The organism is Allobosea sp. FW305-C-101, assembly GCF_058783685.1.
In genome coordinates this window covers 1-25,104 of record NZ_JBYSYT010000011.1, presented here as the reverse complement: position 1 = coordinate 25,104, position 25,104 = coordinate 1, and the positions used below count along the sequence as shown (strand labels likewise).

Sequence of the window (25,104 nt, the reverse complement as noted above, 5' to 3'; positions counted from 1 at the left end):
GGCGGGAATCTCGGCCAAATGCGCGTGGTGTAGTGCTGATAGGAGCGGAATTTGATGAGTTCTGGGGGTTTTGCGCCCAATATCCTCTAGTCAGGCTCCGGAGGTTCGGTGTTGACCGATCCGTACAATCGATTGTATGTGACTCGCGAGCTGCAGCTCACGAGGGAGCCTCATCGCCAAGCGGGCCTTGAGGTGTGGGCGGGAGCAGCGTGTCGATGCTGCCGCAGGACGACCAGGTCGCGCCACGCGGCTGGGGTAGCGAGGGCGGCGTCGGGAAGCGCGCGTGCCGCGGCCGGCGGCCCTGACCCGTTTACAGAGGAGGGGAACAGCTCGATGACGACGCCGCTGCATGTGATTGCCTTTCCGGGCGCGTCCAATTGGCCGCTGTTCGCTGGTCTCGATCAGGGCATCTTCGCGCGGGCCGGCATCAACCTGCGTGTCAGCCTGACTCCCAATTCGCGCCATATGGCCCGCGAGCTTCATGATGGCAGCGCGCAGATTGCCCTGACGTCGATCGACAACATCATCGCCTATGCCGAGGGGCACGGCGAAGAGCCCCTTGAGGGCGAGGTCGATTTTTTCGCCTTCATGGGTGTCGATGACGGGCTGCTCAGCGTCATGGCGCAGCCGAACGTCGATTCGCTCGCGGCGCTGCGTGGCGGAACCCTGGCCGTCGATGCCATGACCACCGGCTTCGCCTTCGTTCTGCGGGAGCTTTTGCGGCAGAAGGGATTGGAGGATGACGACGTCACCTATGTCCGGGTCGGCACGGGCGCTGAGCGGCTCGCCGCGCTGAACTCCGGGGCCTGCACGGCGACGCTGCTGAACGCCCCGCTTTGCCTGGCGGCCGAGGCTGCGGGGAAGGCCAGGCTGGTCCGCGCGAAGCAGGTGCTCGGCAGTTATCAGGGTGTGGTCGGCGGCTCGCGGCAGAGCTGGGCGCGCGCCAATGCCGAGGCGCTCAAGGCGTTCATTGCAGCGTTCCACGACAGCGTGGCCTGGCTCGGCGATCCCGCCAACCGCCAGGCTGCCTGCGATATTCTGGGCAGGAGAATGCCCCAGCTCAGCCTCGTGGTCGATCCGGCCTATGAGGCTCTGATCGCGCGCGGCGGCATCACGCGATCGCTTGCAATCGACCGAGACGGCGTCGCCGAGGTCATCGCGCTGAGGCGCCGCTATAGCGCGCATGGCGACAAGCCGCTCGGTCCGCCGGAAGCCTATGTCGATGACAGCTACCGTTCAGCGGCGCTTGCGTGACGGGTCGGCGGTCGCATCCCGAGCCTCTCCCCGGCGCGGATGCGTGGAGCTGGGAGGCGGCGCGGTCGAGCCGCGGATGACGAGCTGTGAGGGCAGGACGATGTTGTGAGGCGGTGAATCGCGGTTCTCGATGGCCGCTTGCAGCAATTGCCCCGCGCGCCGTCCCATCTCCTTGTGGCTGATCCTGATCGAGGTCAGTCCGGGCGAGGTGAGATCGAGCATCGGCATGTCGTTGTGCCCGATGATCGAGATGTCGTTGGGACAGCTCAGCCCCTCCCCGCGCAGCGCATCGTAGGCGCCCAGGGCGAGAAGGTCATTGGCCGCGGCGATGGCGGTCAGGTCCGGCCGGGCAGCGAGCAGGCGTCGCGTCGCCGCTGCTCCCTCCTCGCGGCTATAGGCGCCGGCCTCCTGGCAAGGTGCGTCGTCCAGCGCGATTCCATGTGACATGACGGCGAGCTGGAAGCCTCTGTGCCGCAGGTATCCGGTCGAGTGCCGGGACGGGCCGGCGAGATGCCCGATGACGCGATGCCCGAGCTGGGTCAGGTGATCCACGGCCAGCTGCATGCCCAGCGCATCGTCCGAGATGACGGCAGGCAGGCGCGTCTGCATTTCCGCGCGGTTGACCAGGACGGCCGGCAGCTTCTTCTGCAGGCAATAGTCGACCAGAGGATCCTCGCGGCTGACGGTCGCCAGGATGAGCCCGTCGACGCGGTGGGCCGCCAACCCCTCGACGAGGTCGATCTGCCGCCCCTCATCATTGCCGACATCCGCCACGATCAAGGCATATCCCTGTGCGGCGAAGAACTCGCTCGCTCCGCTGAGGATGGGGCTGAAGACGGGGTTCGCGATATCGGGGACCAGAACGCCGACCAGCCGCGACCGGCCGGTTCGAAGGCTGGCCGCGACCGGGTCGCGCCGATAGCCGAGTTCCGCCGCAGCCTTCTCGACCCGCGCGACTACCTCCGCCACGACCATGGAGCGCGTGGCCAGGTTAAGGGCCCGCGAAGCCGTCGATGCATGGACGCCGGCACGCTCGGCCACCTGTTTCAGCGTCACATTGAGCCGTCGCGTCTCTTTTTCCAAAGTCGGGCGATCCGGGATGATGCAGAAGGGCTTTCACGGGAGTACCCATATCCCGCGCTTGACCGCAACTGCTATTTCTGCAATCGATTGCAGATGCAATCTTTGCTGACACTGAGGGCAGGGCGATGAAGAAGACTTTCATTCGAGGCACCTGGCAAAAGACCCGTGCCTTCTCGCCGGCGATCGTCACCGAAGGCGGAAAGACGGTCTGGATTGCCGGGCATACCGGCCAGAAGGACGATGGCGGAAAGTCCCTGGCGGGCGATTTCGACGCGCAGACCTACCAGACCTTCAGGAACATCGAGGCAACGCTGAAGGAAGCGGGCGCAACGCTGAAGGACATCGTCACGATGACGGTCTTTCTCACCGACGCGCGCAACACCACGCGGATGACCGAGATTCGCGCCGAGATATTCGGCGCCGATTTCCCGGCCAGCGCCGCGGTCACGGTCACCGGCTTCGCCGATCCCGCCATGCTGATCGAGATCCAGGGGATCGCGCTGATCGACTGAGCGTTTGAGCTGCCGTTGCAGATCGTGGTGCTCTCGTCCGCCGGATGGGAGCATATCCAGCTTTGCCCGAGCCTGGTCTTGCGGCGAGGCATGCTGTGGACTTTCGGCTCCGCTGGGGCCGCTCTGCCATCGTTCGTCTCGTCAAAAGTCGAAATTGACGTTTCCTGAGCCTTGCCCGCAAGATGGGATGTGGCTGCCGTCAAGGCTCCCGAGTTTCGGGGCGCTCATCGACTGAGTTGCAGGCTGGAGCCGTTCCGGCGAATTCTGCTGGCCGCCCTGTCGCTTATGATCGTCTGTACCCCTTGTGCGGCTGACGAACTCCGCCCATGGCCCGCCGAGACGGTGCCGGCGCTCGCGCTGAGCCAGCTTGACGGCCCCGGCATCGAACTCGCTGAATTTCGCGGCAAACCCGTCATCGTTCATTTCTTCGCCACCTGGTGCGCGCCCTGCATTGAGGAGATGGCTTCGCTGAACGCGCTTGCCGCCACGGGGAAGGGCAGTCCCGCAATCCTCGCGATCAGTGTCGGCGAGGTCGATGCGCGGGTGCGCAATTTCTTCCGCGATCGTCCCGTCGCCTTTCCGATCCTGCTGGATCGCGACCGCGGCGCGATGAAGACCTGGCAGGTCGAGGGCCTGCCGACGAGCTTCGTGCTCGATCGCGATCTCAGGCCTGCGCTCAAAGCTGTCGAGCCGCTCGACTGGACGAGCCCGCCCGTTGCGGCGGCGCTTGCGGCCTTGTCTGCCACATCACCGAAAAGCAACCGAGGGAAAAAGGAGACGCCGCCATGATCAGCCGTCGCGACATGTTGAAGACCGGTGCTTGCGCTGCAGCCGCTTTGGCACTCCCTCGTGCTGCCAATGCGCAGGCGGCGGCCTTCGCGCCGAAGCCCGGGGCCTGGCGTGATTTCGAGGTGGCGACGCGGCTCGAGCTGCCGGCAAACGGCAAGGCTCAGGCCTGGATTCCACTGCCTTCGGTGCGAGAGGACGAGTGGATCAAGCCCGGCAAAAGCGGCTGGGAGACCAATGCGTTGTCGGCCGAGATCGTCCGGGATTCAAAATACGGTGCCGAGCTCCTGCACCTCGTCTTCAAGGATGGCGAGACCGCGCCGCGCGTTGAGGTCCGCAGCGGCTTTTCTCTGCGCGACCGGGCCGAGGACCTCGCGGCGAAATCCACTGTTCCGGCGCTGGGAGAGAGCGATCGCAAGCTCTATCTCGAGGCAACGGAGCTGATGCCGACCGATGGCATCGTCCGGGAGACCGCGGAGAAGGCGGCTGCCGGCAAGACGAGTGATCTCGATAGGGCGCGGGCGATCTATGAATGGGTCGTGGCGAACACCTTCCGCGATGCCAAGACACGCGGCTGCGGCACCGGCGACGTCGCCTCGATGCTGCGGACAGGCAATCTGAGCGGCAAATGCGCTGATCTGAACGCGCTCTATGTCGCCCTGGTCCGCAGTGCCGGCATACCGGCCCGAGACATCTACGGCATCCGCGTCGCGCCCTCGAAATTCGGCTACAAGAGCCTCGGGACGGGTTCGGACGTCATCACCAAGGCCCAGCATTGCCGGGCAGAGATCTGGCTCGACGGCTATGGCTGGGTGGCTGCCGATCCTGCCGATGTCCGCAAGGTCGTGCTTGAGGAGCCTCCGGGAAACAACACGGTCGACGATCCGAAGGTGGTTGCGGCGCGGCAGGCGCTGTTCGGCGCCTGGGAAGGCAACTGGCTCGGCTACAATGTCGCGCACGACCTTGTCCTGCCGGGTTCGAGGCACAAGGTCGGCTTCCTGATGTATCCGCAGGCGGAGGTCGCGGGAGCGCTGCTCGACTGCCTCGACCCCGATACGTTCAAATACATGATCAAGTCGACCGAGCTGACGGCCTGAAGCGTTTCGGGGCGAAGGCAAGGCCTTCGCCCCGAAGCCTCATCTCCAACGCGTTCTGCGCCGCCCCCGGAGCGCAGCTTTCCGGCCTCAGCGCGACAGCGTCGCCACGCGGTCGAGGGCGGTTGCGAAGCCTTGGAGCGAGATCGAGAACGGCGCGGCGGCGCCGCCATCGGCCGTCGCCTTGATTTTCAGCGCCGTGCCCGTTCGCAGGGCCATGACCGTCGGCGCATCGAAGCTGACCGCGACGAGGCAGCCGTTCGGCAGGCAGGTGCGGAAGCGCATCGGCTGTGCCGTCAGCTTCTCGTCGACCTGGAAGGCGACGCCGGAATCGAGCGACAGCCCGAAGGGCAGGACCAGCACGCCGGCCACGGCATTGCCCGCCGGCGCATTGAGCTCGATGGCGAGCACGCGCTGGCCATCCTGCTGCGCCTGGATCTGGCTGAGCACGCAGCGCTTGGTGCTGGCCTGCTGGGCGCAGACGACGCGCCAGTCCTTGTAGGTTTCATTGAGGGAGGACGCGCCGCCGGGCAGCGTCGCTCCGGCTACCGCGGTCTGCGCTCCTGCCGGAGCCTGGGCGATCTCGATGCGTGGTGGCATGGGACCGTCGCCCCGGCCCGTGGCCGGGGTGGCCTGGCTGGAGCCGGCGAGCGCGGCCAAGCCGATGGTGCCGAGGATACGAAGCCGGGAGCCGGTCATGCGATCGCCTTTCGGCCTTCGGCTTTTGAGGACGCGTGATCCGGTTCGGGAGGTCCTTCGAGCGCGCGTTGCCAGGCCAGTTCGGCCTCGATCGTGAAAGCGGGGCCGAGGCTGCGCCGGAGCGTCCAGAGCAGCGTCCCGGCCAGGGCCTGATAGTGAGGCTCGATCAGGCGGCCGATCCTGTGGGACCGGGAGAGCTCCTGCACGATCGGCAGGACTTCTCCGAAGTGCCGGGAATTTCCGAACATCAGCCGCAACGTCAGGACGAGGCTGCGCTCCTGCGGCTCGAGCTCCAGGGCGAAGAGCCGATAGACCTCCGGATAGGTTTCGAGCAGCCGGCTGGCGAACATCGCGTCCGCCTGCTCGGCGATCGGGAACAGCGCCACGATATTTGTCAGGATGAGGGAGCGGGAACGATGATCCATGCAGTCCTCAGAACTTGACGTTGAAGTTGGCCTTGGCGGAATGGTCGGCGATGCCGGAGCCGAACTGGCCGCCATAGCTGATGCCGAGCGTGGCGTTCGGAGAGATCGCATAATCGAGCCCGGCCTCGATCACCGCCGCATTGCGGGCGACCGGCACGCCGCCGATGCCGAAGGGGCTGCCGCCACCGGCGAAGCGCAGGGCGGCGAGCGGCGTCGTATCACCGAACGCATGGCGCCAGCCGAGCATGCCCTTCGCCGTGAGGTTCGCCCCACCGAGGGTGAAAGTGGTCGAGGCGCGCAGGCCCAGCGTGCCGAAGACCGCATCGGTGTTCGCGGCCGTGCCGGTGAGCGCCGCCGCCCCGCCCTGCTCGGCGAACCCGTCCATATGCAGATTGACATAGGCGAGATTGGCGAAGGGCTCGAAGCGGGTGCTTCCCATGGAGAAGCCATAGGCGAGCTCGCCGAAGAGCTGCGCCGTGCCGGCGCCGTAGTCGCCCTTCAACCGGTCGTTGAAGCCGGCGAAGCCGACGGTCCGGTTGGTTTCGATATCGTGCCATGTGTAGGCGGCGCCGGTCCGCAGCGCGAGCGCACCCCAGTTGGCGCCGGCATAGAGGCCGAGATGGTAGTTGTCGCTCGTGCCCGAGGAATGGCGGCTCTTCACGTCGAAGGTGGTGCGGCTGTAGCCGGCGACGGCGCCCAGGCGCCAGCGGTCGAAGACCGGGGTGTCCGCGCCGATGAAGAAGCCGCCGGTCTTGCGCTCCAGTTTCGCTGCGTTGCCGTCGCCATCCGTGCTGCCCCAGGAACCGAAGCCCTGGCCCCAGACGGTGAAACGCTCGGTGCCGGGCGCAGCCGGGACGGGCTTGCCATCGATATAGGTGACGGCATCCCCCTGAGTGGCGCCGACGCCGCCGGAAGCCGCGCGCAGGCGGTCGTTGACGGCGCTGCGCAGGAAGCGGCTGTCCTCGATCAGGGCGGTGCGGGCCGAGGCATGGACCTCGCCCGAGAGCTGGTCGAAGGCGCCGCGCGCCTGATCCGCCGACAGGGTCAGCACCGCATTATGGACGGTGTGGCTGCCGCCCAGGCTCTCGGTGGCGGCGCCGGCGGCGACCTGGTTCCAGGTCAGGCCGACAGTCTGGAAGCTCAGGCCGTTGCGGACCATCGTCAGGTAGACGTTGTTGGCGTCGTAGCTGAGCGCGGGGTCGAGGAAGGCGAGGTTCGAGCTCACGCCGCCGGTGAAGGTGCCGGTGCGCGGGCCCGCTGCGGTGAGGATGGTGTAGCGCGTCTGCGGCGCATAGCTGCCCGCGCCGGCCAGCACCCTGACCGAGCCGCCGTTGATCGTGGCGCTGCCCGCGGCGACGATCCGGTCGGACTGGCCCGCGGCATCGATCTCGACCTCGTAGGTCGAGCCCGGATTGAAGGTGATGTTGCCGGCGACATTGAGCGTGCCGATCGAATTGCCGGGCGCGATCGTGCCGGCCACCGTCACCTCGCCGACCGTGCCGATGCCCTGGAGGCGTCCGCCCGCGGTGACGGCGAGGGTGCCGCCGAGCTGGCCGTTCACGGCGAGGGCGCCAGTCTCGACCGTCGTGATGCCGGTGAAGCCGCTGGAATCGCCGGTGAAGGCGATGATGTTGCCGGCGCCGGCCGCGATCTCCAGCCGTCCGTCGCCATTGCCGCTGCTGCGGGCGTTGCCGGCATAGGTGCCCGAGGCGTTCTGCTCGAAGCGCATCGTCGCGCCGCCCCGGATGTCGAGGTTGCCGCGGAAGGCGTCGGTGGTCGAGGACAGGACGCCGTTTCGGATCGACCATTCCAGCGTGTTGAGCCCGGTCAGCCGCAGCGTCCCAACGCCGTCCTTGATCATGGTGCCGCCCTGGCCGGTGATGCTGCCGGCGAAGCTGCCGTTCTGCGCCTGATCGAAGACGACGGTGCCATTATTGACGATGTTGTTGCGGATGCTGCCCGTGTTGCCCTCCAGCCTGCCGCCCAGGACGTAGGTATCGCCTTGGTAGCTATTGTTGCCGTCGAGGATCAGCCGTCCCAGGTCCGTCTTCAGCAATCCCCCGGTGCCGGTGAGGTCGGAGCCGATCCGGGCGATGAAGTTCGCGCCCTGGTTCGTGCCGTCGCCGACGCGGATGACGGTCTGCGGCGCCGCCAGCGTGATGGGGCCGCCATTGAGGGAATAGCCGTTCACGGCAAACTGCACGCCGTGCACCGATACGCCGCCCGGAGCGATCGTGACCGTGCCGGATGCGCCCTGGAAGGCCGCATGCCCGCCGGCCCAGGCCGCGTTGACCTGCCCGTTCGCATCCGTCCAGTTGGTGGTGCTGCCCCAGTTGCCGGTGCCGCCATCGACCTGGCCGTTGGACACGGTCTGGCCGCCGTCCCAGAACTGCCAGACCGGGCCGGCGCCTGATCCCACGACGATGTTGACCTGGCGGGCGACACCGGTCTGGATGGTCGCGGTTGAGCCGGGCGGCGCCGCGGTGACGTCGAGCCCGTTATCGGTGAGCGTGCCGTCATAGTCGAACAGGCGGTAGACGCCGTCGCCGTAATTGCCGGCGCTGGAGATGTTCAGGCCGCCGTCGAGCGTCAGGTTGCCGCCGACGCCGAACAAGGCGCGCGTACTGGGGGCATCGAGCTCGACCTCGATCGTGGAGCCGCTGTTCAGGATCAGGTTGCCGTTGATGGTCAGGGTCTGGTCCGAGCGCCCGTGCAAGGTACCGCCATTGGCGACCGTGACATTGGCGTTGACGGTGCCGATGCCGGAAAGTCCGGCAGTGTTCGCCACCTGCAGCGTCTGGGCCGTGATCGTGCCGTCGACCTGCAGGAGGCCGCTGTTCACATAGGCATGCGAGACGTCCGACCCATTGCTGGCCAGGATGAGCCTGCCCGGACCGTTCTTGTGGAAGTCTCGGACCTCCGCCGGATTCGCTCGCGTGATTCGCCCGCCGAGTGTGGATGTGCCGCTCTCCACCTCGACATTGAGATTGCCCTGATCGAGCGTGATCGCGTTGTTGAGCCGGACGTTGTCGATGAGGGCAAGCGTTGTTCCCTGGCCGGCGATCGTCAGCCCGCCCGTGCCGAGAGCGCCGGTTATTCCCGCCCGGAGCGTTCCGGCGGCGAGCGTGGTGCCGCCGGAATAGGTGTTGGCGCCGCGCAGCGTCTGGCGGTTGTCGCCTTCCTTGCGCAGCGAGCCGGCGCCCGTGATCAGGTTGCTGGAGGTGGTCGAAAAGTCCGATCCTCCGTTACCGTCGCGGCCGAGTGTCAGCTGTGTGCCATTGGCAAGTGCCACCTGCCCGGTGCCGATGACCTCGTAGACCTTCTCGTTGCCCTGGACGTTGAAGGTCGCGTTCGGGGCGACGATGATCGACGCCGTATCGGAGATGTTGCCGCCGAGCGGCGCGGCCGAGGTCAGGCTGCCGCGATTGAGGAAGATGCGGCCGGCATTGACAGCGCCGCCGAGGACGAGCTCGCCGTTGCCATCCTTGAACAGGTCGCCGTTGTTGCTGGCGATGTCGCCCATCAGCCGGCCGGTGCCGCTGCCGACGGTGAAGACGGCGGTGGCGCCCGCCGCCAGGCTGATATTGTTCGCGAGCGAGATGGTATCGTTCAGCGCAAGCGTGCTGCCCAGCCCTTCGAAACGCAGGGCGCCGGTGCCGAGCGCGTTGGAGTGCGTCACCGTCAGCAGCGAGCCGGCGGCCAGGGTCGTGCCACCGGAATACGTATTGTTGCCGCCGAGGGTCTGCGTACCGCTGCCTTGCAAGCGCAGGCCAAGCGCGTTCGCGCCGTCGGTGATCGCCCCGTTGAAGTCGATGCTGTTGGCGATGGTCAGGGTGGCGGCGCCGGGGCCATTGTTGGTGATCGTGCCGGCATTCACGCCGAGGTGGCTCACCAGGCTGATGGTCTGGCTGACACCGCCGAGATCGAGCGTGCCGCCGGAGACGATCACCGCCGTTCCAGACCGGCTGTAGAAGGTCCGCGCCGCATCGCTGCCGAAACGGACCACGCCGCCGGCGATGCTGAGATAGTCGTAGCCCAGGGTGCCGCCGATGCTGGTCGGTGCGAAGACGATGGTGCCGTTATTGGCCGAGGTATCGCCGAGGAAGAGATAGCCGACGGTGGGGTCGCTATAGGTGACGGTGCCCGCGAAGACCGCGTCGACGCCGGTCTGGGTCCGGATCACGCTCGTCGCTCCGACCGTGATCGCATCCGTATAGGTGCCGCTCACGGTGTAGAGCACGGAGTTCGCCTGCGCTGAGGGCGCAGCCAGCGTGCCGGCCGCGACGAGGGCTGTCGCCGAGAGAAGGCTCGTCCTGCGGAGAGTATGGCTGCGCACGGGGCGCTTCGAGGAAGCAGTTTTCATCATGGGCCTTTGGGAAACACGAGATGAGCGTCGGCCGGCGGTGATGGCCGGGCGTCAGTCGGAGCTGTTGTCGAGGATCGCGTTCAGGCGCGGCGCGAGCGGGCGCACGATGTCGGCGAAGCGCGCGCCCTCAGTGCGGAACGCCAGCATCCGCGCGAATTCCACCCGGAGCGCCTGCAAGGCCTCCGCCTTCTGGGCCGCGTTCAACCCGACAAGGCCGCTCGCGCCGGCGTCCAGCTTGGCGCGCAACGCGTCGATCTCGCTCTGGGGGGCGAGGGCGGCGAGGCCACGAAAGGTTTCGCCGACCGCGGTCTTCCAGCTTTCCGCCGTGAAGCCGGCGGCCCGGATCAGGCCGCGCTCGGCGGAATCGCGCTCGAACCACTCGCCGACGATCTCCTCGTCATAGGCGAAGGAGCCGAAACCCGGCTGCAGCGCCGCGATCAGCTCCGCGACCTTGGCGACCTCGTCGCGCGTCAGGGCCATTGCGGGATCGGCGGCGAACAGGAAGCCGGCGCAGAGCGCGGCCGACAGGAGACGGCGCTTCGGGCGGCGCGCGGCGGCGGCACCGTGCTTGCGGGCGCTTGAGATCGACAGCACTCGAAATCCCTTCCAAGGCCGAGAATGAAGGCTGTCGGCACGGCCCATTCGGCAAAGCGGAGCAGCGCTTTCGCGCAATTCGAGCCGGATTCTAGGAAGAGGGCGGTTGGTCCGTCTGCGCGGGGAGCGAAGCGGTTTTGCAGGAAACGAACATCGCCCCGGGTATTTTTCGGGGATTGGCGGCAGGAGCGGCCAACGACCCGCATCGAAGGCCTTCATCCGTCATTCCTCGCCTCTCGGGAGGGTGGCGCGGCGACTCAGGATGTCCGCCCGGAACTCGGAAGGCGTGGCGTCGAAGCGCTTGCGGAACGCACGGTTGAACGAGGAGACGTCCGAGAACCCGACATCATAGGCGATCGTCGTGATCGTGCTGGAGGCAAGGTCGCGCTCCTTCAGCAGTCGGACGGCATGTTCGAGCCGCTGCCCACGCACGAAGTCCGAAAACGTCGTCCCGGCATTCTCGAACAAGCGCTGGACATAGCGCACCGTGACGCCCTGGCGCCTTGCCACGGCCTCGATCTGGAGATCGCGATCGCAGAGGCGTTCGAGGACGTCCTTCTGCACGAGCCTGAGCCGGGCTGCCGCGATGCTGCTCTCGTTGCGCTCGGTTCCGCCCCGCAGCACGCCACCGAGGACCAGGGCCGTGAGGTCGTAGACATGACGCGCCGCCGCCTCGGCGACCCTAACCGAGCCCGGCGGATTGCGGCGCAGCAGCGCGACATAGTCATTCAGCAGCGACATGCCTTCCGTCGCCGCCGGGATCACGTAGCTCGCCTCGATGTCGATGCGGGGCGCGCGGTCGGCCAGCAGCCGGCGGTCGAGCGAGACGAAGTCGAAGGAGGTGGAGCGGCCGTGCCAGCATTCATGGCAGGTCCCCTCGTTGACGAGCACGAGATCGCCTGCGCCGATCCTGATCGGCGGCTTGCCCGCGACCGAAACCTCACGCTCGTCGTCCTGGATCGTCCAGACGTAGTTCTGCCGGCCGTCCTGCAACTGGTCGCGCGCCCGGATGCCACGCATCGGCGTGAAGCGACCATGGGAGACGAGAAGGTCGCTGGGCAGCGCCATCGCTTCGAGATCGACGCGAATATCGTCAGGGTCGGCCGGTAGCAGCCGCCGCCCGCTCCAGACATGCCGGGCCATGAAATCGTGCAGGAAAGCCATCCGCTCGCCGCGCGGAATCTCTTCTGTCGACAGCCGCTGCATCGCAAACGGTGCGATCGTCATGCGAGGGCTCCGGCTTCGACGAAGTAGGAGCCATTCCCCCACCGTTCAGAGGGGGCGGACGCTATGGCGGGGAAGGAGGGGCCGTCTCGGATCGCGGCGAACAGATTTTGCAGCCGGCGAACAAAGCAGAGGTTTTCCGCGGCCGGATTGCAAAAGTCTGGCTTGAATCAGCCTCTCAGAGCGCTCGCCCTGACTTCGGAGGGCGTCGCCTCGAAGCGTCGCCTGAAGGCCCGGTTGAAGGAGGTGACGTCGGAGAACCCGGCATCATAGGCGATGGTCGTGATCGTGCAGGAGGCCGGGTCGCGCTCGCGGAGCATGCGAAAGGCGAGGTCGAGCCGCTGGTCGCGCACGAAGTCGGAGAAGGTCGTCTCCTGCGCTTCGAACAGGCGCTGGACATAGCGCGGCGTGATGCCCTGACGCCGGGCGACCGCCTCGATCCCGAGGCCGGGATCGGCGAGCCGTTCGAGGATATCCTTGCGTACGAGCTTCAGCCGCGCTGCCGCGATGCTGCCGGCATTGCGCTCGGCGCCGCCATGCACGAAGCCGTCGAGGACCAGCGCGGCGAGGTCGTAGACATGGCGGGAGGCGATCTCGCTCGCCCTGACCGATCCGGGCGGATGGCGGCGCAGCATCTCGACATAGCCGGAGAGCAGCGACAGCGACGCCGATGCCGCGGGGATGACGTAACTCGCTTCCAGCGCGACGCGCGGCGCCAGGCTTGCGAGCCGACGCTGGTCGAGCGAGAGCACGTCGACCGACATCGGCTTGCCCTGCCAGAACTCGAAGCAGACCGCCTCGTTCAGCAGCAGGATATCGCCGGCCGAGACCTTGATCATCCTGCCGCCATCGACGGCGACTTCATGGTCCTCGTTATGGATCGTCAGCAGGTAGTGCTCGCGGCCGTCCTGAAGCAGACCGCGCGTCCGCGCGCCGTGCATCGGCGCATAGAGGCCGCGGCCGACGGTCAGCCCGCCCGGCAGCATCATGGCTTCCATGTCGATCCGGATATTGTCCCGGTCGGCCGGGCGGAATTCCAGTCCGCCGACATGGCGCGCGACGAAGTCGTGCACGAAAGCCATCTGTTCCCGGCGCGGGACATCGTCCGTCCGCAGTCGCATCATCGGGAACGGGGCTGCCGTCACTGCGCTCTCTCGGGGATGATGGTCGGCCCAATTCCTCTATTATCGGATCGATTTCCGCACAAGCGGGATCAATCCCAGGTTGCAGAGTGCGCGCGGCCTTCCCCGTGCCGGAGAAGGGCCGTCAGGCGTGGTGCAGGATTTGGCCGAGGAACTTGCGCGTCCGTTCGCTCTGCGGGGCCGAGAAGAACTGCTCCGGCGGCGCCATCTCGACGATCTCGCCGGCATCCATGAAGATCACGCGATCGGCGACCTTGCGGGCAAAGCCCATCTCATGGGTGACGCAGATCATGGTCATGCCGCTCTCGGCGAGCTCGACCATGGTGTCGAGGACTTCGCTGACCATCTCGGGATCGAGCGCCGAGGTCGGCTCGTCGAACAGCATGATCTTCGGGTTCATGCAAAGCGAGCGGGCAATGGCGACGCGCTGCTGCTGGCCGCCCGAGAGCTGGACCGGGTATTTATGCGCCTGCTCGGGGATATGGACGCGTTCCAGGATCTTGCGGGCCGTCGCCTCGGCCTCGGCCTTCGGCGTGCCGCGCACCTTCATCGGCGCCAGCGTGCAGTTCTCCAGCGCGGTCAGGTGCGGAAACAGGTTGAAGCTCTGGAAGACCATGCCGATCTCGCGGCGGATGTCCTCGATGCCCTTGAGCTTGGCATGGACGGTGGTGCCGTCGATGACGATCTCGCCCTTCTGATGCTCTTCGAGTTGATTCAGGCAGCGGATCAGCGTGGACTTGCCCGAGCCCGAGGGGCCGCAGATGACGATGCGCTCGCCGCGCGAGACGGTGAGGTCGATATCGCGCAGGACATGGAAGTCGCCATAGAATTTGTCGACCTTGCGCATCTCGATGATCACGTCGCCGATCTCGTGATCGGTGGCGGCCTGGGCTGTCGCGGACATCTGAAAAACCGTTCTGGATGACAGTCGAAAGAGGTGCCCGGCGCGAAGCCGGGCACCTGTCAGGCGTGGTCAGAACTGCGGCATCGCCGGCAGCTTCGGCAGCGGGATGCCGAACCACTTCTGGTTGATCTTCGAGAGCTCGCCATTGGCTTCGATCTCGGCGATGAACTTGTTGGAGAACTCGGCCAGAGCGGTATCGGCCTTGCGGAAGGCCATGCCGTTGGCCTGCTCGCGCAGGGTGATCTTCGGCTCGATATTGAGCTGCGGATAATCCTTCAGGAGCTGGGCGAGGATGGTGTTGCTCGCGCCCATCGCCTGGACCTGGCCGGAGATCAGGGCCTGCAGCGCGGTCGCGTCGTCGTCGAAGCGCTTGAGCGGCGTGCCGGCCGGCGCGACGGCGCTGATCGCGGTGTCCTGGGTCGAGGCGCGCGCGACGCTGATCGTCACCGGCTTCAGGTCTTCCGCCGTCTTGATGTTCAGGCTCTTGGGGGCGAGTACGTAGATCGTCAGCGTGCTGTAGGGGTTGGAGAAGAGCACCTGCTTCTGGCGCTCGGCGGTGATGCCGAAGGTGGCGATCAGCACGTCCACCTTGTTGGTCAGCAGAAAGGGGATGCGGTTCGGGCCGGTGACCGGCACGAGCTCGAGCTTGACGCCGAGCGCCTTGGCCATCAGGGCGGCGACATCGGCATCGTAGCCGGCCGGATTCTGCTGGGCGTCGGTGCCGCCGAAGGGCGGGTAGTCGGTGAGCACGCCGACCATCAGCTTGCCGCGCGCCTTGATCTCGTCGGGCGTGGCGGCCTGGGCCGGCGTGGTGTTGAGAGCTGCGGCGGCGAGGCCGGCGAAGACGAGTGCGCCAAGGCTGCGGCGGCAAATCGATTTAAACAGTGACATGGGTCGTTCTCCTCTGAGGTGGGCTTCGTGTTGCATCGACGCTGATTATCGCGCGGCGACGAGGAGCTTCTGCTCCATTCGCTTGCTGTAGGCCGAGAGCGGCCGGCAGATGACGTAATAGACCAGCGCCACCAGCGCGAAGATCGTGAAGGGCCTGAAGGTGGCGTTGTTGATGATCTGCGCCGCGCGCGTCAGCTCGACGAAGCCGATGATCGAGGCGAGCGAGGTGCCCTTGATCAGCTGCACGAGGAAGCCGATCGTCGGCGGGATCGCGATGCGGATCGCCTGCGGGGCGATGATGAGCACCATCTTCGGGGCGTAGCGCAGGCCGAGCGAGGTCGCCGCCTCCCATTGCCCGCGCGGCACGACCTCGATCGCGCCGCGCCAGATCTCGCCGAGGAAGGCGCTGGCATGGAGCGAGAGGCCAAGTGCTGCCGCCGTCCAGGGATCGACCGACCAGCCGAACAGCCCCGGCACGAAGAAGGCGAGGAAGAGCTGCATCAGCAGCGGGGTACCCTGGAAGACCTTGATGTAGCCGGCCGAGGCGACCCTGAGCCATTTGTACTCGCCGGTGCGGGCAAGCGCGACCAGCGCGCCGCCAAGTGCGCCGCCGAGGAAGGCGACGAGCGAGAGCAGCAGCGTCCAGCGCACTGCCATGAGGATATAGATGATGTCGGGGGAGCCGAGTGTGCGCATCGTCTCACCTCACCGGGTTGGCTTGCGCAGCAAGGTGCGCTCGATGGCGGCGAAGACCGACCAGAAGAAGACGGAGAGGCCGAGATACATGCATGTGACGACGAAATAGACCTCGAAGCTGCGGAAGGTGCGCGACTGGATGTCGCCGGCCACCGCCGTCAGCTCGCTCGCCGCGATCGCCGAGCAGACGCTGGTGTTCAGCATCAGCAGGATGAACTGGCTGGTCAGCGAGGGGTAGATCGCCTGGATCGCGGGCTTCAGGATGATGTAGCGGAAGATCTGGAGCGGGCGCATGCCCAGCGACTTGCCGGCCTCGATCTGCCCCTTCTGGATGCTCTCGATGCCGGCGCGGATGATTTCGATGCCATAGGCGCCGACATTCACGACCAGCGCCAGCAGCGCCGCCGTGTTCGAGGTCATCTTCAGGCCGAGCGAGGGCAGGCCGAAATAGATCATGAATATCTGGATCAGGAACGGCGTGTTGCGGATCAGCTCGATATATTCGTCGATGATCCAGACCAGCCATTTCGGGCCCGAGGTCTTGCCGAGTGCGCCGGCGACCGAGACCACCATGCCGATCGCCATCGCCAGCGCCGAGAGCACGAGCGAATTGAACAGCCCCTGCAGCAATTCGGGCCAGGCCGCGAAGACGTCGGCGAAATCGAACTCATAGCTCATGCGGGCAAGCCCCTCCGGAGCTTCCGCTGCTCAACAGCCTTCATCGATCCTGTCCTTCCTGCAAATCCGGCCGGCTTGGCGCTGGCTTCTCGGTCTTGTCGGTCCAGTCTTGCTACAATCGCGGGATCAGCAAGCCGCCATCGACGTTGATCACTGTCCCCGTCGCATAGGCGAATTGCCCGCTGGTCAGGGCGGCGACGGCGGCAGCGACATCCTCGCCTTCGCCCCAGCGTCCGGCGGGGATCAGTCCCTCGGCGATGCGCGCGTCATACTTGGCGGCGACCTTCGCGGTCATGTCGGTGCGGATCACGCCCGGCCGGATCTCGAAGACGGGAATGCCCTCCGGCGCGAGCCTAACTGCGAGCGCCTTCGCCCACATCGAGAGGCCGAGCTTGGAGACGCAATATTGCGCCCGGTCGATCGAGACGAGCTCGGTCGAGGCCGAGGTGATGAAGACGATCGCGGGGCATTCCGGCCTGTCCGAGAGCATCGACTTGGCGACCTCCTGGCTCAGGAAGGCGGCGCCGCGCAGGTTGATGTCCATCACGAGGTCGAAGCTCTCCTCCGTGATCTCCAGCATGTCGCCGCGCACCGGCGCGCCGATGCCGGCATTGGAGACGAAGAGGTCGAGCCGGCCGAAGGCCGCTTTCACATCGGCGACGAGGCTCGCATGGCTCGCGACCGCCGCGACATCGTGCTTGAAGAAGCGCGCCCTCGCGCCTTCTGCCTCGAACAGCCTCAACGCTTCGGCGACGGCCTCGTCCGCGGCGATATCGGTGAAGGCGATGTCGTGGCCGGCCTTGGCGAGGGCGATGCCGATGGCGCGGCCGATGCCGCGCCTTGCGCCGGTGATGAGTGCAACGGGGCGCGTCATCTCATTCCCCCCGATAAGTCGGCGTGCGCTTTTGCTGGAAGGCCGCGACACCTTCCTTGACGTCGTCCGTATAGGAGACGAGCGAGCTCGCCAGCGCTTCCATGATCGCGCCGCTATCCTCGTCCTCGGCCGCGTTGATCAGCTGCTTGACGACGATATTGGCGACCGGGCCGCGCTGGCAGATGCGCTCGGCCATGGCCTGCGCGGCTGCGAGCGCGCCGCCCTTCTCGACGACCTGATCGACGATGCCGAGCGAAAGCGCCTGCTCGGCCGTGACGATCTCGCCGGTGAGCGCGAGGCGCCGCGCGACCTGCCCGCCGAGGCGCCGGACGAGGCGCTGCGTGCCCGACCAGCCGGGGATCATGCCGAGCCCGGTCTCAGGCAAGCCGATCTTGGCCTGAACCTCGCAGATGCGGATATCGGCGGTGACGGCGAGCTCCAGCCCGCCGCCGAGCGCATGGCCGTTCATCGCGGCGATGACCGGCGGCTTCATGCGCGCGAGCTTGTCGAAGACGCGGTGGCCGGAGCGGACCCAGCCCTGTCCCATCTCCAGCGGCGACAGCCCACCCCAGGCGACGATGTCGCCGCCGGCGCAGAAGGCCTTGCCCTCGGCGGTCAGGATGACCGCGCGCACCGAGCGGTCGGCATCGATGGCCTCAGCGAAGCGGCCGAGCAGGCCGACCATGACATCATCGAGCGCATTGAGCTTTTCCGGCCGGGCGAGCGTGATCGTCGCGATGCCGGCGGTGATCTCGAGGCGGACGGGTTCGCTCATGCCGCCCTCGCCGGGATTTCGAGGCCGAGCAACGCCTCATTGAACAGCGCGGCGTCCATCAGCTTCGGCGGCTTGGGCACCAGCAGCGGGAATTCGCTCTGGCTGAGGATATCGCGCTCCAGATCGACGCCGGGCGCGATCTCGGTGACGACGATGCCCTCAGTCGTCAGCTTCATCACGCAGCGCTCGGTGACATAGGTGATGTCTTGGCCCTGCGCGATCGCACGGGGGCCGGAGAAGGAGATGTGCTCGACCGATTCGACCAGTTTTTTCACCTTGCCTTCCTTCTCGATGACGAGCTTGCCATCCGCGATCGCGAGCTTGGCGGCGGCGCTGAAATAGCCGGAGAAGACGATGCGCTTGGCCCGTGCCGTGATGTCGATGAAGCCGCCGGCACCCGCCGTGACGTGCGGACGCACGCCGAGCTTCGAGACGTTGACGCAGCCCTGCCGGTCGATCTGCAGGAAGGAGAGCAGCGACAGGTCGAAGCCCGCTCCCTGAAAGTAAGTGAACTGGTAGGGCGAGGGCACGATCGCCTCGGCATTGGAGGCGCAGCCGAACTGGAATTCGAGCAGCGGCACGCCGCCGACGGCACCCTGCTCGATCACCCAGGTCACCGCCCCGTGTTGGCCTTCCTCGATCAGGATGCGCGGGACATTGGCAGAGATGCCGAAGCCGATATTGACGGCGTCGCCATGACGCAGTTCCTGCGCGACCCGGCGCGCGATCACCTTGGCGACGTCGAAGGTCGGCGTCTCGAAGCTCGACAAGGGCCGGCGCACCTCGCCGGAGATGGCGGGGTCGTAGACGGTCTGCGTCGTCTGCATCTGGTCGGGCGCGACCACGATCGCATCGACGAGGATGCCGGGCACGAAGACGGCCTGCGTGTTGAGGCTGCCGGCCTCGACCACGCGCTTCACCTGCGCGATGACGATGCCGCCATTGTTGCGGACCGCCAGCGCCTGGTCGAGCGGGCCGAGCAGGCCGCCCTCATGTTCGTAGGAGAGGTTGCCGCGCTCGTCGGCCGTGGTGGCGCGGATGATCGCGACCTTCGGCACAATGCTGCGGAAATAGAGCCAGTCCTCGCCGTCGAACTCGACACGGGCAACGATCGGCTCGGCCATGGCGCGCGCGTTCATCGCGCAGCCCTGATGCTTGGGATCGACGAAGGTATCCATGCCGATCTTGGTCAGCACGCCCGGACGCTTGGCGGCAGCCTCGCGGTGCATGTCGAAGAGGATGCCGCTCGGGATGTTGTAGGCCGGGATTTCGTTGCCCGTGACCATCTTCCAGATCGCAGGGGGCTCGGCCGAGGAGGGGCCGGACGGGTAGGAGCCGCCCATGATCCGCGCCAGCAGGCCGGGCTTGGCGATGTGGTCGACGCCCTTGACGCCCCACATGTCGCCGGCCGCGATCGGATGCAGCGTCGTCAGGTTGCGCGGGTGGCCCGATGCATCGAAGCGCCGGCCGATTGCCGCGAGAACCGCATCGGGACAGCCGAGGCCGGAGGAGGAGGAGACCGTGACGATCGCCTCGTCCGGGATCAGGGCGGCGGCTTCATCGGCGGAGAGGATGCGGGGGAAGGCCATGATCTTTTGTCTCTTCGAGAAGGGGTCAGCCGGCGGCGGCGAGCGCGCGCTGATAGGCGCCGCAGGATTCGCGGATGACGAGATGGGCGGGGCCGATGAAGCTCTCGGGCTCGGCGGCGGGATCGTTGATCTGCTTGAGCAGCAGGGCGGCGGCGCGCTCGCCGAGCCCCACCGGATCGACCGCGACGGTGGTCAGCGCCGGGGAGACATGGCGCGCCTCGCTGGTGTCGTCGAAGCCGACAATCGCGATGTCGCGCCCGACGATGAGGCCGTGGCGCGCGGCGGCGAGCATCGCGCCGATCGCGGTGACGTCGTTGTAGCAGACGACTGCGGTCGGCCGGTCGGCGAGCGAGAGCACCGCGCTCATCGCGCTGAAGCCGCCGTCGCGCGTCGGCATGCTCTCGAGGTTGAGCGCGGGGTCGACGCTGCGGCCGGACGCTTCCATCGCCGAGAGGAAGCCGCCATGCCGCTCCTGCCGGACGACCATCGAATGCATGCCGCCGAGAAAGGCGATGCGCTCATGGCCGAGATTGATGAGATGGCGGGTGACGCGGCTGGCGCCGAGGAGGTTCTCAGGAACGACGATGCTCGTATCGGCGCCGGGCAGGCGGCGGATCGCGACCAGCAGCGCAGTTCCGGCTGCCTTGGCCCAGTCGAGATGCTCGGGGCGCGTATCCAGCGCGGGGCAGAGGATGATGCCGCCGGCGCCATGCTCGCGCATCATCCGCATCACCTGCTCCTGCCGCACCACGCTCTCGGCGGTGTTGGCCATGAAGGCGACATAGCCGGCCATCTGCAGCACCTTCTCCACGCCGATCGCGAATTCGGCGAAGAACGGGTTGGAGAGGTCGTTGAGGACGAGGCCGACGATGCGGGACTGCGCGTTACGGAGATTGGCGGCGCCGCGATTATAGACATAGCCGAGCCGGTCCATGGTCTGCAGGACATGCTGGCGGGTTTCGGGCTTCACCGCGCCGCGGCCGGTGAGGACGAGCGAGACCGTCGATTTCGAGACGCCGGCGGCGTCCGCGATCTCGATGATCGTCACCTTTCCCTTGCTGCCTTGCGGCTGCGGCATCGTTTCATCCCTGATGCGCGTGGCGCTGTTCTTTTCTTGGAACGTTCCATTATCAGCGAATGAATCAATGCGCAATATCCCTCTTTAAAAGCTTTTTATGCCTCTGTATAAGGCTGGAAACGCGTTTCGTAATTGGAACGTTCCAATATTATCACCGGAGGAAGCGATGGTCGAGATCAGCCTGCCCCGCATGGACGGCCGCAGCGAGCGCTACAGGCTGGCGCCGCCTTCGCCTTTCCAGCAGACGGCCAAGGCCAACGGCATCCGCACCGTCTATGCCGCCGCCCATGTCGTCGCCGACCCGCTGAAGCTGGTCGATCCCTGGCGCGAGCCGGCCGTCGACTGGGACGCGACGCTGGCTTTCCGGCATCATCTCTGGGGGCTCGGCTTCAAGATCGCCGAGGCGATGGACACCTCGCAGCGCGGCATGGGGCTGGACTGGCAGAACGCCGCCGAATTGATCACCCGCGTCCTCGCCGAGGCCAAGGCGACGCCGGGCGCCGATCTCGCCTGTGGCGCCGGCACCGACCAGCTTGCTCCGCAGGATGCCCGCAGCCTCGATGACGTGATCCGCGCCTATGAGGAGCAGATCGGCCATATCGAGGAGCATGGCGGCAAGATCATCCTGATGGCGAGCCGCGCGCTCTGCCGCGTCGCGAAGGGGCCGGACGACTACCTTGCCGTCTCTGGCCGCCTGATCCGCCAATGCCGGGGCAAGGTGATCCTGCATTGGCTCGGCGAGATGTTCGATCCGGCGCTGGCCGGCTACTGGGGCAGCCGCGATTTCGAGCCGGCGATGGAGACGGTACTCACCCTGATCCGCGACCATGCCGACAAGATCGACGGCATCAAGATCTCGCTGCTCGACGCGGGCAAGGAGATCACCATGCGCCGCCGCCTGCCGGCGGGCGTCGTCATGTATACCGGCGACGACTTCAACTACGCGGAGCTGATCGGCGGCGACGATCAGGGCTTCTCGCATGGCCTGCTCGGCATCTTCGATCCGATCGCGCCGGCTGCCGCAGCCGCCTTCGCCAGGCTGGAGGCGGGTGACCGCGCCGGCTTCCACGCCATTCTCGATCCGACCGTCGCGCTCTCGCGCCGGCTCTTCGAGGCACCGACCCAGCATTACAAATGCGGCGTCGTTTTCCTCGCCTGGCTCAACGGCTTCCAGAGCCATTTCCGCATGGTGGGCGGTGCGGAATCGGCGCGCGGCATCCTGCATTATGCCGATCTCTTCCGTCTCGCGGACCAGTCGGGGCTGCTGATCGATCCCGAATTGGCCGCTCGCCGGATGACGCATCTCTGCGCTCTCAACGGCATCGCCTGAGGGGAGGGCAGGTCATGCACGCCCCCCTGCTCGACGCCGAAATCTACGACCAGACCCGCGAGACCGCCCGGCGCTTCGCCGAGGAGGTCGTCAGGCCCGTTGCCGCCGATCTCGACCGCGACGAGACCTTTCCGGCTGAAATCTACGCGCAGATGGGCGCGCTCGGCCTGTTCGGCATCACCGTGCCGGAGGAACATGGCGGCGCCGGGCTCGATACCTATGCCTACTCGATCGTCATGGAGGAATTGTCGCGAGGTTATTCATCCGTCGCCGACCAATGCGGCCTCGTCGAATTGATCGGCACGCTGCTGACCCGCTACGGCACGCCCGAGCAATTGCAGCGCCTGCCCGACATCCTCGCCGGCAAGACGCGCGTCGCCTATTGCCTGACCGAGGCCGAGGCGGGCTCCGATCTCTCCAATGTCCGCACCACTGCGCGCGAGACCGCCGAGGGCTATGTCATCGACGGCGGCAAGCTCTGGATCCACAACGCGCCCGTCGCCGATCTCGGCTTCGTGCTGGCCTCGACCGATCCGTCAGCGGGCCATCGCGGCATGAGCATCTTCCTGGTCGACCTGCATGCGCCCGGCGTCTCGCGCGGGCCGAAGGAGCACAAGATGGGCCAGCGCGCGAGCCAGGTCGGCGCGCTCAATTTCGACGGCGTCTCGGTGCCGAGCGAGGCCCTGCTCGGCCCGAAGGGGCGCGGCTTCCACATCATGATGAGCGTGCTGGAGAAGGGCCGCGTCGGCATCGCCTCGCTGGCCGTCGGCATCGCCCAGGCGGGGCTGGAAGCGGCGTTGGCTTATGCCCGTGACCGGCGCCAGTTCGGCAAGCCGATCCTCGACAACCAGGGCCTGCAATGGCTGCTGGCGGACATGGCCAAGGACATCGCTGCCGCTCGCGCGCTGGTGGAACGTGCCGCGCTGCTGATCGATCACGAGAAACCCGCGACTTCCGCCTCCTCGATGGCCAAGTGCTTCGCCAGCGACATGGCGGTGGCGCAGACGGCCAATGCCGTGCAGGTCTTCGGCGGTTCCGGCTATATCCGCGGCTTCGAGGTCGAGCGGCTCTATCGCGACGCCAAGATCACGCAGATCTATGAGGGCACCAACCAGATCCAGCGCACGATCATCGCGCGGGAGCTGATCAAAAATGGCGCCTGATTACGGGGCCGTGGCCTGACTGGCCCTGGCGCGAACCGCCGCGAGGCAGCCGGCGATCTCCGCGATCAGCCATTCCGAGACGATGCGGCTGACGCGCGAGAGCGGGCGGCGGGCATCGATGGCGACGCTGACCGATTGCGGCTCGACGGCCGTGTCGCGGATCGGCAGGAAGACCAGCGAGCCGTTCATCAACTCCGGCGCGGTGTCGAGCTCCGAGGTGAAGGCGAGATATTCGCCTTCGAGCGCGAGCTGTTTCACCAGCTGGAGCGAGTTGGTGACCACGGCCCGGCGCGGGTCGGAAAACAGCCAGCCATGATGCATGTCGAGATAGCGCCGGATCGTCAGGGCGCGGCTCTGCAGGGCGATGCGGTGGGTCGAGGCCTCCTGAAAACTGACGGACTCGGCGCTCGCCAGCGGATGGGATGGGGCGACGACGCAGCCGACCGGCAGCGCCGCGCTCCAGAGCACATGGATTTCGCGGCGCGGGACGAGGTTGAAGACGGCGGCGATGTCGGCGGCATCGCCGGCCAGCGCGGTCAAGGCCGCATCGGGGCTCGCGACCTCGACATCGAGCGAGATTGCCGGGTGCTCGGCGTTCAGGCCGCGGATCAGCCGGGGCAGGAAGCCGTTGACATGGCTGTCCATCACGACGAGCCGCGTATGGCCCTGGTCGACGCCCTGTAGCTGGCGGAGATCCGCAGCGGCGCGGCGCTCGTCGGCCAGCCAATTGCGGGCCAGCGCGATGATGGCGTCGCCCGCCGCGGTGGGGCGCATGCCGCGCGGCAGCCGCTCGAACAGCTCCATGTTGAAGTCCCGCTCCAGCAGCAGGATATGCCGGTCGATCGCGGAGGCCGCGACATGGAGTTCGCGCGCGGCCTTCTGGATCGAACCTGAGCGTGCAACCTGCTCGACATAGCGAAGAGCGGCAGGGACGAGGGAAGCGCGCATTGGATCATCCTAATTTCGAGAATGGAGAGTTCCAAATTCTGAGCTAGACGGCAACATTCGAAGCGCCGATCCTCCCTTAGGTCAACAGGCCTTTGGCCTTCATGGCGCAGGGGGAGCGTGCATGATCGACGCCGGACGCATCGGGCAGCCTAACGCGCGCCGCAGCAGCCAGGACGATGGCGGCAGGCCGGACAAGGCCGCGCGGCCGACGATCGGGGTCGTGCTGCCGTCGTCCAACCGGACGGTCGAGCGCGTCGCCTATGTCATCCGGCAGAGCCGCCCCGAACTCGACATCTGCATGACGCGGGTTCCCTATTCCGGGCATCCGAGCGACGGCTACGAACTCGAAAGCTTCCGCCGGGCGACGCGGCTGCTCGCCGATACGCGGCCCGATGTCATCCTGTGGAACGCGACGCGCGGGGCGCTGCTCGGCTTCGAGCCCGACCGGGTGCTGTGCCGGATGATCGAGGAGATCGCCGGGGTGCCGGCGACGACGACGGCACTGGCGACGCTCCAGGTCCTGAAGGCCAACGGCATCCATCGCATCGCCCTGATCGCCCAGGGTGGTCTCGATGATTGCGAGAGGCTGACCAGCACCTTCGGCGACGAGGGCATCGCCGTGATCGCGTCATCGGCGCTCGGCATCGAGGACAATTTCGAGGCGGCGGCGGTGACCGATGACGACCTGATTGCCGTGGCCTCCGATCTCTGTGCGCGGGCCGAGCCCGAAGGCCTGCTGATCTGGAGCACCAATCTCGGCGGGCACGCGCTGTCGCGCCGCTGCGCCGGTCTCGGCGTGCCGGTCTTCGATTCCACCACGATCGGCTTCGATGTCGCACTCGCTCTTCTCGACGACCCGCCCCGGAACAAGCCCCCGGATGCGGCACTAAGCCCAGCCTCTCCCCGATAACAACAAGGGCCCGTCAGGGGCCTGCTCAGAGGACGAACGGTCATGGTCACAACCCTTACACGCAGGCATTTCGGCAAGCTCGCGGCGGC

The 25,104-nt window shown here is 66.8% G+C and carries 23 protein-coding genes; 7 read left to right on the top strand and 16 right to left on the bottom strand.

Annotated features, from left to right (window positions below):
- Nucleotides 1–111 precede the first annotated feature (111 nt).
- Nucleotides 112–1,254, top strand: coding sequence for an ABC transporter substrate-binding protein (locus AC3WMA_RS25175; protein WP_492287999.1), 1,143 nt, complete (start codon nucleotides 112–114; stop codon nucleotides 1,252–1,254).
- Here the strand turns inward: AC3WMA_RS25175 and AC3WMA_RS25170 are convergent.
- Complete coding sequence (locus tag AC3WMA_RS25170) at nucleotides 1,237–2,310, bottom strand: LacI family DNA-binding transcriptional regulator (RefSeq protein WP_492287998.1); 1,074 nt, start codon at nucleotides 2,308–2,310, stop codon at nucleotides 1,237–1,239. The genes AC3WMA_RS25175 and AC3WMA_RS25170 overlap by 18 nt on opposite strands.
- Nucleotides 2,311–2,462: 152 nt before the next feature.
- Between AC3WMA_RS25170 and AC3WMA_RS25165 the strand changes: the two genes are divergently transcribed.
- From AC3WMA_RS25165 to AC3WMA_RS25155, 3 genes are all read left to right on the top strand, one after another.
- Nucleotides 2,463–2,849 carry a RidA family protein gene (locus AC3WMA_RS25165; RefSeq protein WP_492287997.1) on the top strand — a complete coding sequence of 129 codons (387 nt, stop codon included), beginning with the start codon at nucleotides 2,463–2,465 and terminating at the stop codon, nucleotides 2,847–2,849.
- 189 nt (nucleotides 2,850–3,038) lie between these two features.
- On the top strand, nucleotides 3,039–3,638 hold the full coding sequence (locus tag AC3WMA_RS25160; RefSeq protein ID WP_492287996.1) for a TlpA disulfide reductase family protein: 600 nt from the start codon (nucleotides 3,039–3,041) through the stop codon (nucleotides 3,636–3,638).
- Nucleotides 3,635–4,732, top strand: coding sequence for a transglutaminase-like domain-containing protein (locus tag AC3WMA_RS25155; protein WP_492287995.1), 1,098 nt, complete (start codon nucleotides 3,635–3,637; stop codon nucleotides 4,730–4,732). The genes AC3WMA_RS25160 and AC3WMA_RS25155 overlap by 4 nt, the downstream gene beginning before the upstream one ends.
- 87 nt (nucleotides 4,733–4,819) lie before the next feature.
- Here AC3WMA_RS25155 and AC3WMA_RS25150 read toward each other — a convergent pair whose 3' ends face one another.
- The 14 genes from AC3WMA_RS25150 to AC3WMA_RS25085 all read right to left on the bottom strand — a co-directional run bounded on the left by AC3WMA_RS25150 (nucleotide 4,820) and on the right by AC3WMA_RS25085 (nucleotide 20,664).
- The gene (locus AC3WMA_RS25150) at nucleotides 4,820–5,428 is read right to left on the bottom strand and encodes an invasion associated locus B family protein (protein WP_492287994.1); all 609 of its coding nucleotides are present in this window, start codon (nucleotides 5,426–5,428) and stop codon (nucleotides 4,820–4,822) included.
- A complete protein-coding gene (locus AC3WMA_RS25145) occupies nucleotides 5,425–5,853 on the bottom strand; it encodes a globin family protein (RefSeq protein ID WP_492287993.1) in 429 nt (142 codons plus the stop codon). The genes AC3WMA_RS25150 and AC3WMA_RS25145 overlap by 4 nt, the downstream gene beginning before the upstream one ends.
- 7 nt (nucleotides 5,854–5,860) lie before the next feature.
- Nucleotides 5,861–10,189, bottom strand: coding sequence for an autotransporter outer membrane beta-barrel domain-containing protein (locus AC3WMA_RS25140; protein ID WP_492287992.1), 4,329 nt, complete (start codon nucleotides 10,187–10,189; stop codon nucleotides 5,861–5,863).
- A gap of 81 nt (nucleotides 10,190–10,270) precedes the next feature.
- Nucleotides 10,271–10,813: a hypothetical protein gene (locus tag AC3WMA_RS25135; RefSeq protein ID WP_492287991.1), complete on the bottom strand. Its 543-nt coding sequence runs from the start codon at nucleotides 10,811–10,813 to the stop codon at nucleotides 10,271–10,273.
- 222 nt (nucleotides 10,814–11,035) lie between these two features.
- A complete protein-coding gene (locus AC3WMA_RS25130; RefSeq protein ID WP_492287990.1) occupies nucleotides 11,036–12,040 on the bottom strand; it encodes a helix-turn-helix transcriptional regulator in 1,005 nt (334 codons plus the stop codon).
- A 167-nt stretch (nucleotides 12,041–12,207) separates the two neighbouring features.
- Nucleotides 12,208–13,182, bottom strand: a complete 975-nt coding sequence (locus AC3WMA_RS25125) for an AraC family transcriptional regulator (protein WP_492287989.1) — start codon at nucleotides 13,180–13,182, stop codon at nucleotides 12,208–12,210.
- A gap of 121 nt (nucleotides 13,183–13,303) precedes the next feature.
- The gene (locus AC3WMA_RS25120) at nucleotides 13,304–14,083 is read right to left on the bottom strand and encodes an amino acid ABC transporter ATP-binding protein (protein WP_492287988.1); all 780 of its coding nucleotides are present in this window, start codon (nucleotides 14,081–14,083) and stop codon (nucleotides 13,304–13,306) included.
- Between the two features lie 69 nt (nucleotides 14,084–14,152).
- Nucleotides 14,153–14,974, bottom strand: a complete 822-nt coding sequence (locus AC3WMA_RS25115; protein WP_492287987.1) for a transporter substrate-binding domain-containing protein — start codon at nucleotides 14,972–14,974, stop codon at nucleotides 14,153–14,155.
- Nucleotides 14,975–15,019: 45 nt separating this feature from the next.
- Nucleotides 15,020–15,670 (bottom strand): amino acid ABC transporter permease, encoded by a 651-nt coding sequence (locus AC3WMA_RS25110; RefSeq protein ID WP_257731466.1) that lies wholly within the window; start codon nucleotides 15,668–15,670, stop codon nucleotides 15,020–15,022.
- Nucleotides 15,671–15,679: 9 nt separating this feature from the next.
- Nucleotides 15,680–16,348, bottom strand: a complete 669-nt coding sequence (locus tag AC3WMA_RS25105) for an amino acid ABC transporter permease (RefSeq protein ID WP_377844143.1) — start codon at nucleotides 16,346–16,348, stop codon at nucleotides 15,680–15,682.
- Between the two features lie 112 nt (nucleotides 16,349–16,460).
- On the bottom strand, nucleotides 16,461–17,222 hold the full coding sequence (locus tag AC3WMA_RS25100) for a 3-ketoacyl-ACP reductase (RefSeq protein WP_492287986.1): 762 nt from the start codon (nucleotides 17,220–17,222) through the stop codon (nucleotides 16,461–16,463).
- Nucleotide 17,223: 1 nt separating this feature from the next.
- The gene (locus AC3WMA_RS25095) at nucleotides 17,224–17,997 is read right to left on the bottom strand and encodes an enoyl-CoA hydratase/isomerase family protein (RefSeq protein ID WP_492287985.1); all 774 of its coding nucleotides are present in this window, start codon (nucleotides 17,995–17,997) and stop codon (nucleotides 17,224–17,226) included.
- Nucleotides 17,994–19,586: an acyl CoA:acetate/3-ketoacid CoA transferase gene (locus AC3WMA_RS25090; protein ID WP_492287984.1), complete on the bottom strand. Its 1,593-nt coding sequence runs from the start codon at nucleotides 19,584–19,586 to the stop codon at nucleotides 17,994–17,996. The genes AC3WMA_RS25095 and AC3WMA_RS25090 overlap by 4 nt, the downstream gene beginning before the upstream one ends.
- A gap of 25 nt (nucleotides 19,587–19,611) precedes the next feature.
- Nucleotides 19,612–20,664, bottom strand: a complete 1,053-nt coding sequence (locus AC3WMA_RS25085; protein WP_492287983.1) for a LacI family DNA-binding transcriptional regulator — start codon at nucleotides 20,662–20,664, stop codon at nucleotides 19,612–19,614.
- 166 nt (nucleotides 20,665–20,830) lie between these two features.
- Between AC3WMA_RS25085 and AC3WMA_RS25080 the strand changes: the two genes are divergently transcribed.
- Together AC3WMA_RS25080 and AC3WMA_RS25075 are read left to right on the top strand one after the other, a co-directional pair.
- Nucleotides 20,831–21,994, top strand: coding sequence for a dihydrodipicolinate synthase family protein (locus tag AC3WMA_RS25080; RefSeq protein ID WP_492287982.1), 1,164 nt, complete (start codon nucleotides 20,831–20,833; stop codon nucleotides 21,992–21,994).
- Nucleotides 21,995–22,008: 14 nt separating this feature from the next.
- Nucleotides 22,009–23,157, top strand: a complete 1,149-nt coding sequence (locus AC3WMA_RS25075) for an acyl-CoA dehydrogenase family protein (RefSeq protein ID WP_492287981.1) — start codon at nucleotides 22,009–22,011, stop codon at nucleotides 23,155–23,157.
- Here the strand turns inward: AC3WMA_RS25075 and AC3WMA_RS25070 are convergent, their stop codons facing one another.
- Complete coding sequence (locus tag AC3WMA_RS25070; RefSeq protein ID WP_492287980.1) at nucleotides 23,158–24,105, bottom strand: LysR family transcriptional regulator; 948 nt, start codon at nucleotides 24,103–24,105, stop codon at nucleotides 23,158–23,160.
- Between the two features lie 121 nt (nucleotides 24,106–24,226).
- Here AC3WMA_RS25070 and AC3WMA_RS25065 point away from each other — a divergent pair, with 121 nt between their 5' ends.
- Nucleotides 24,227–25,015 (top strand): aspartate racemase/maleate isomerase family protein, encoded by a 789-nt coding sequence (locus tag AC3WMA_RS25065; protein ID WP_492287979.1) that lies wholly within the window; start codon nucleotides 24,227–24,229, stop codon nucleotides 25,013–25,015.
- The last annotated feature ends 89 nt before the right edge of the window (nucleotides 25,016–25,104 follow it).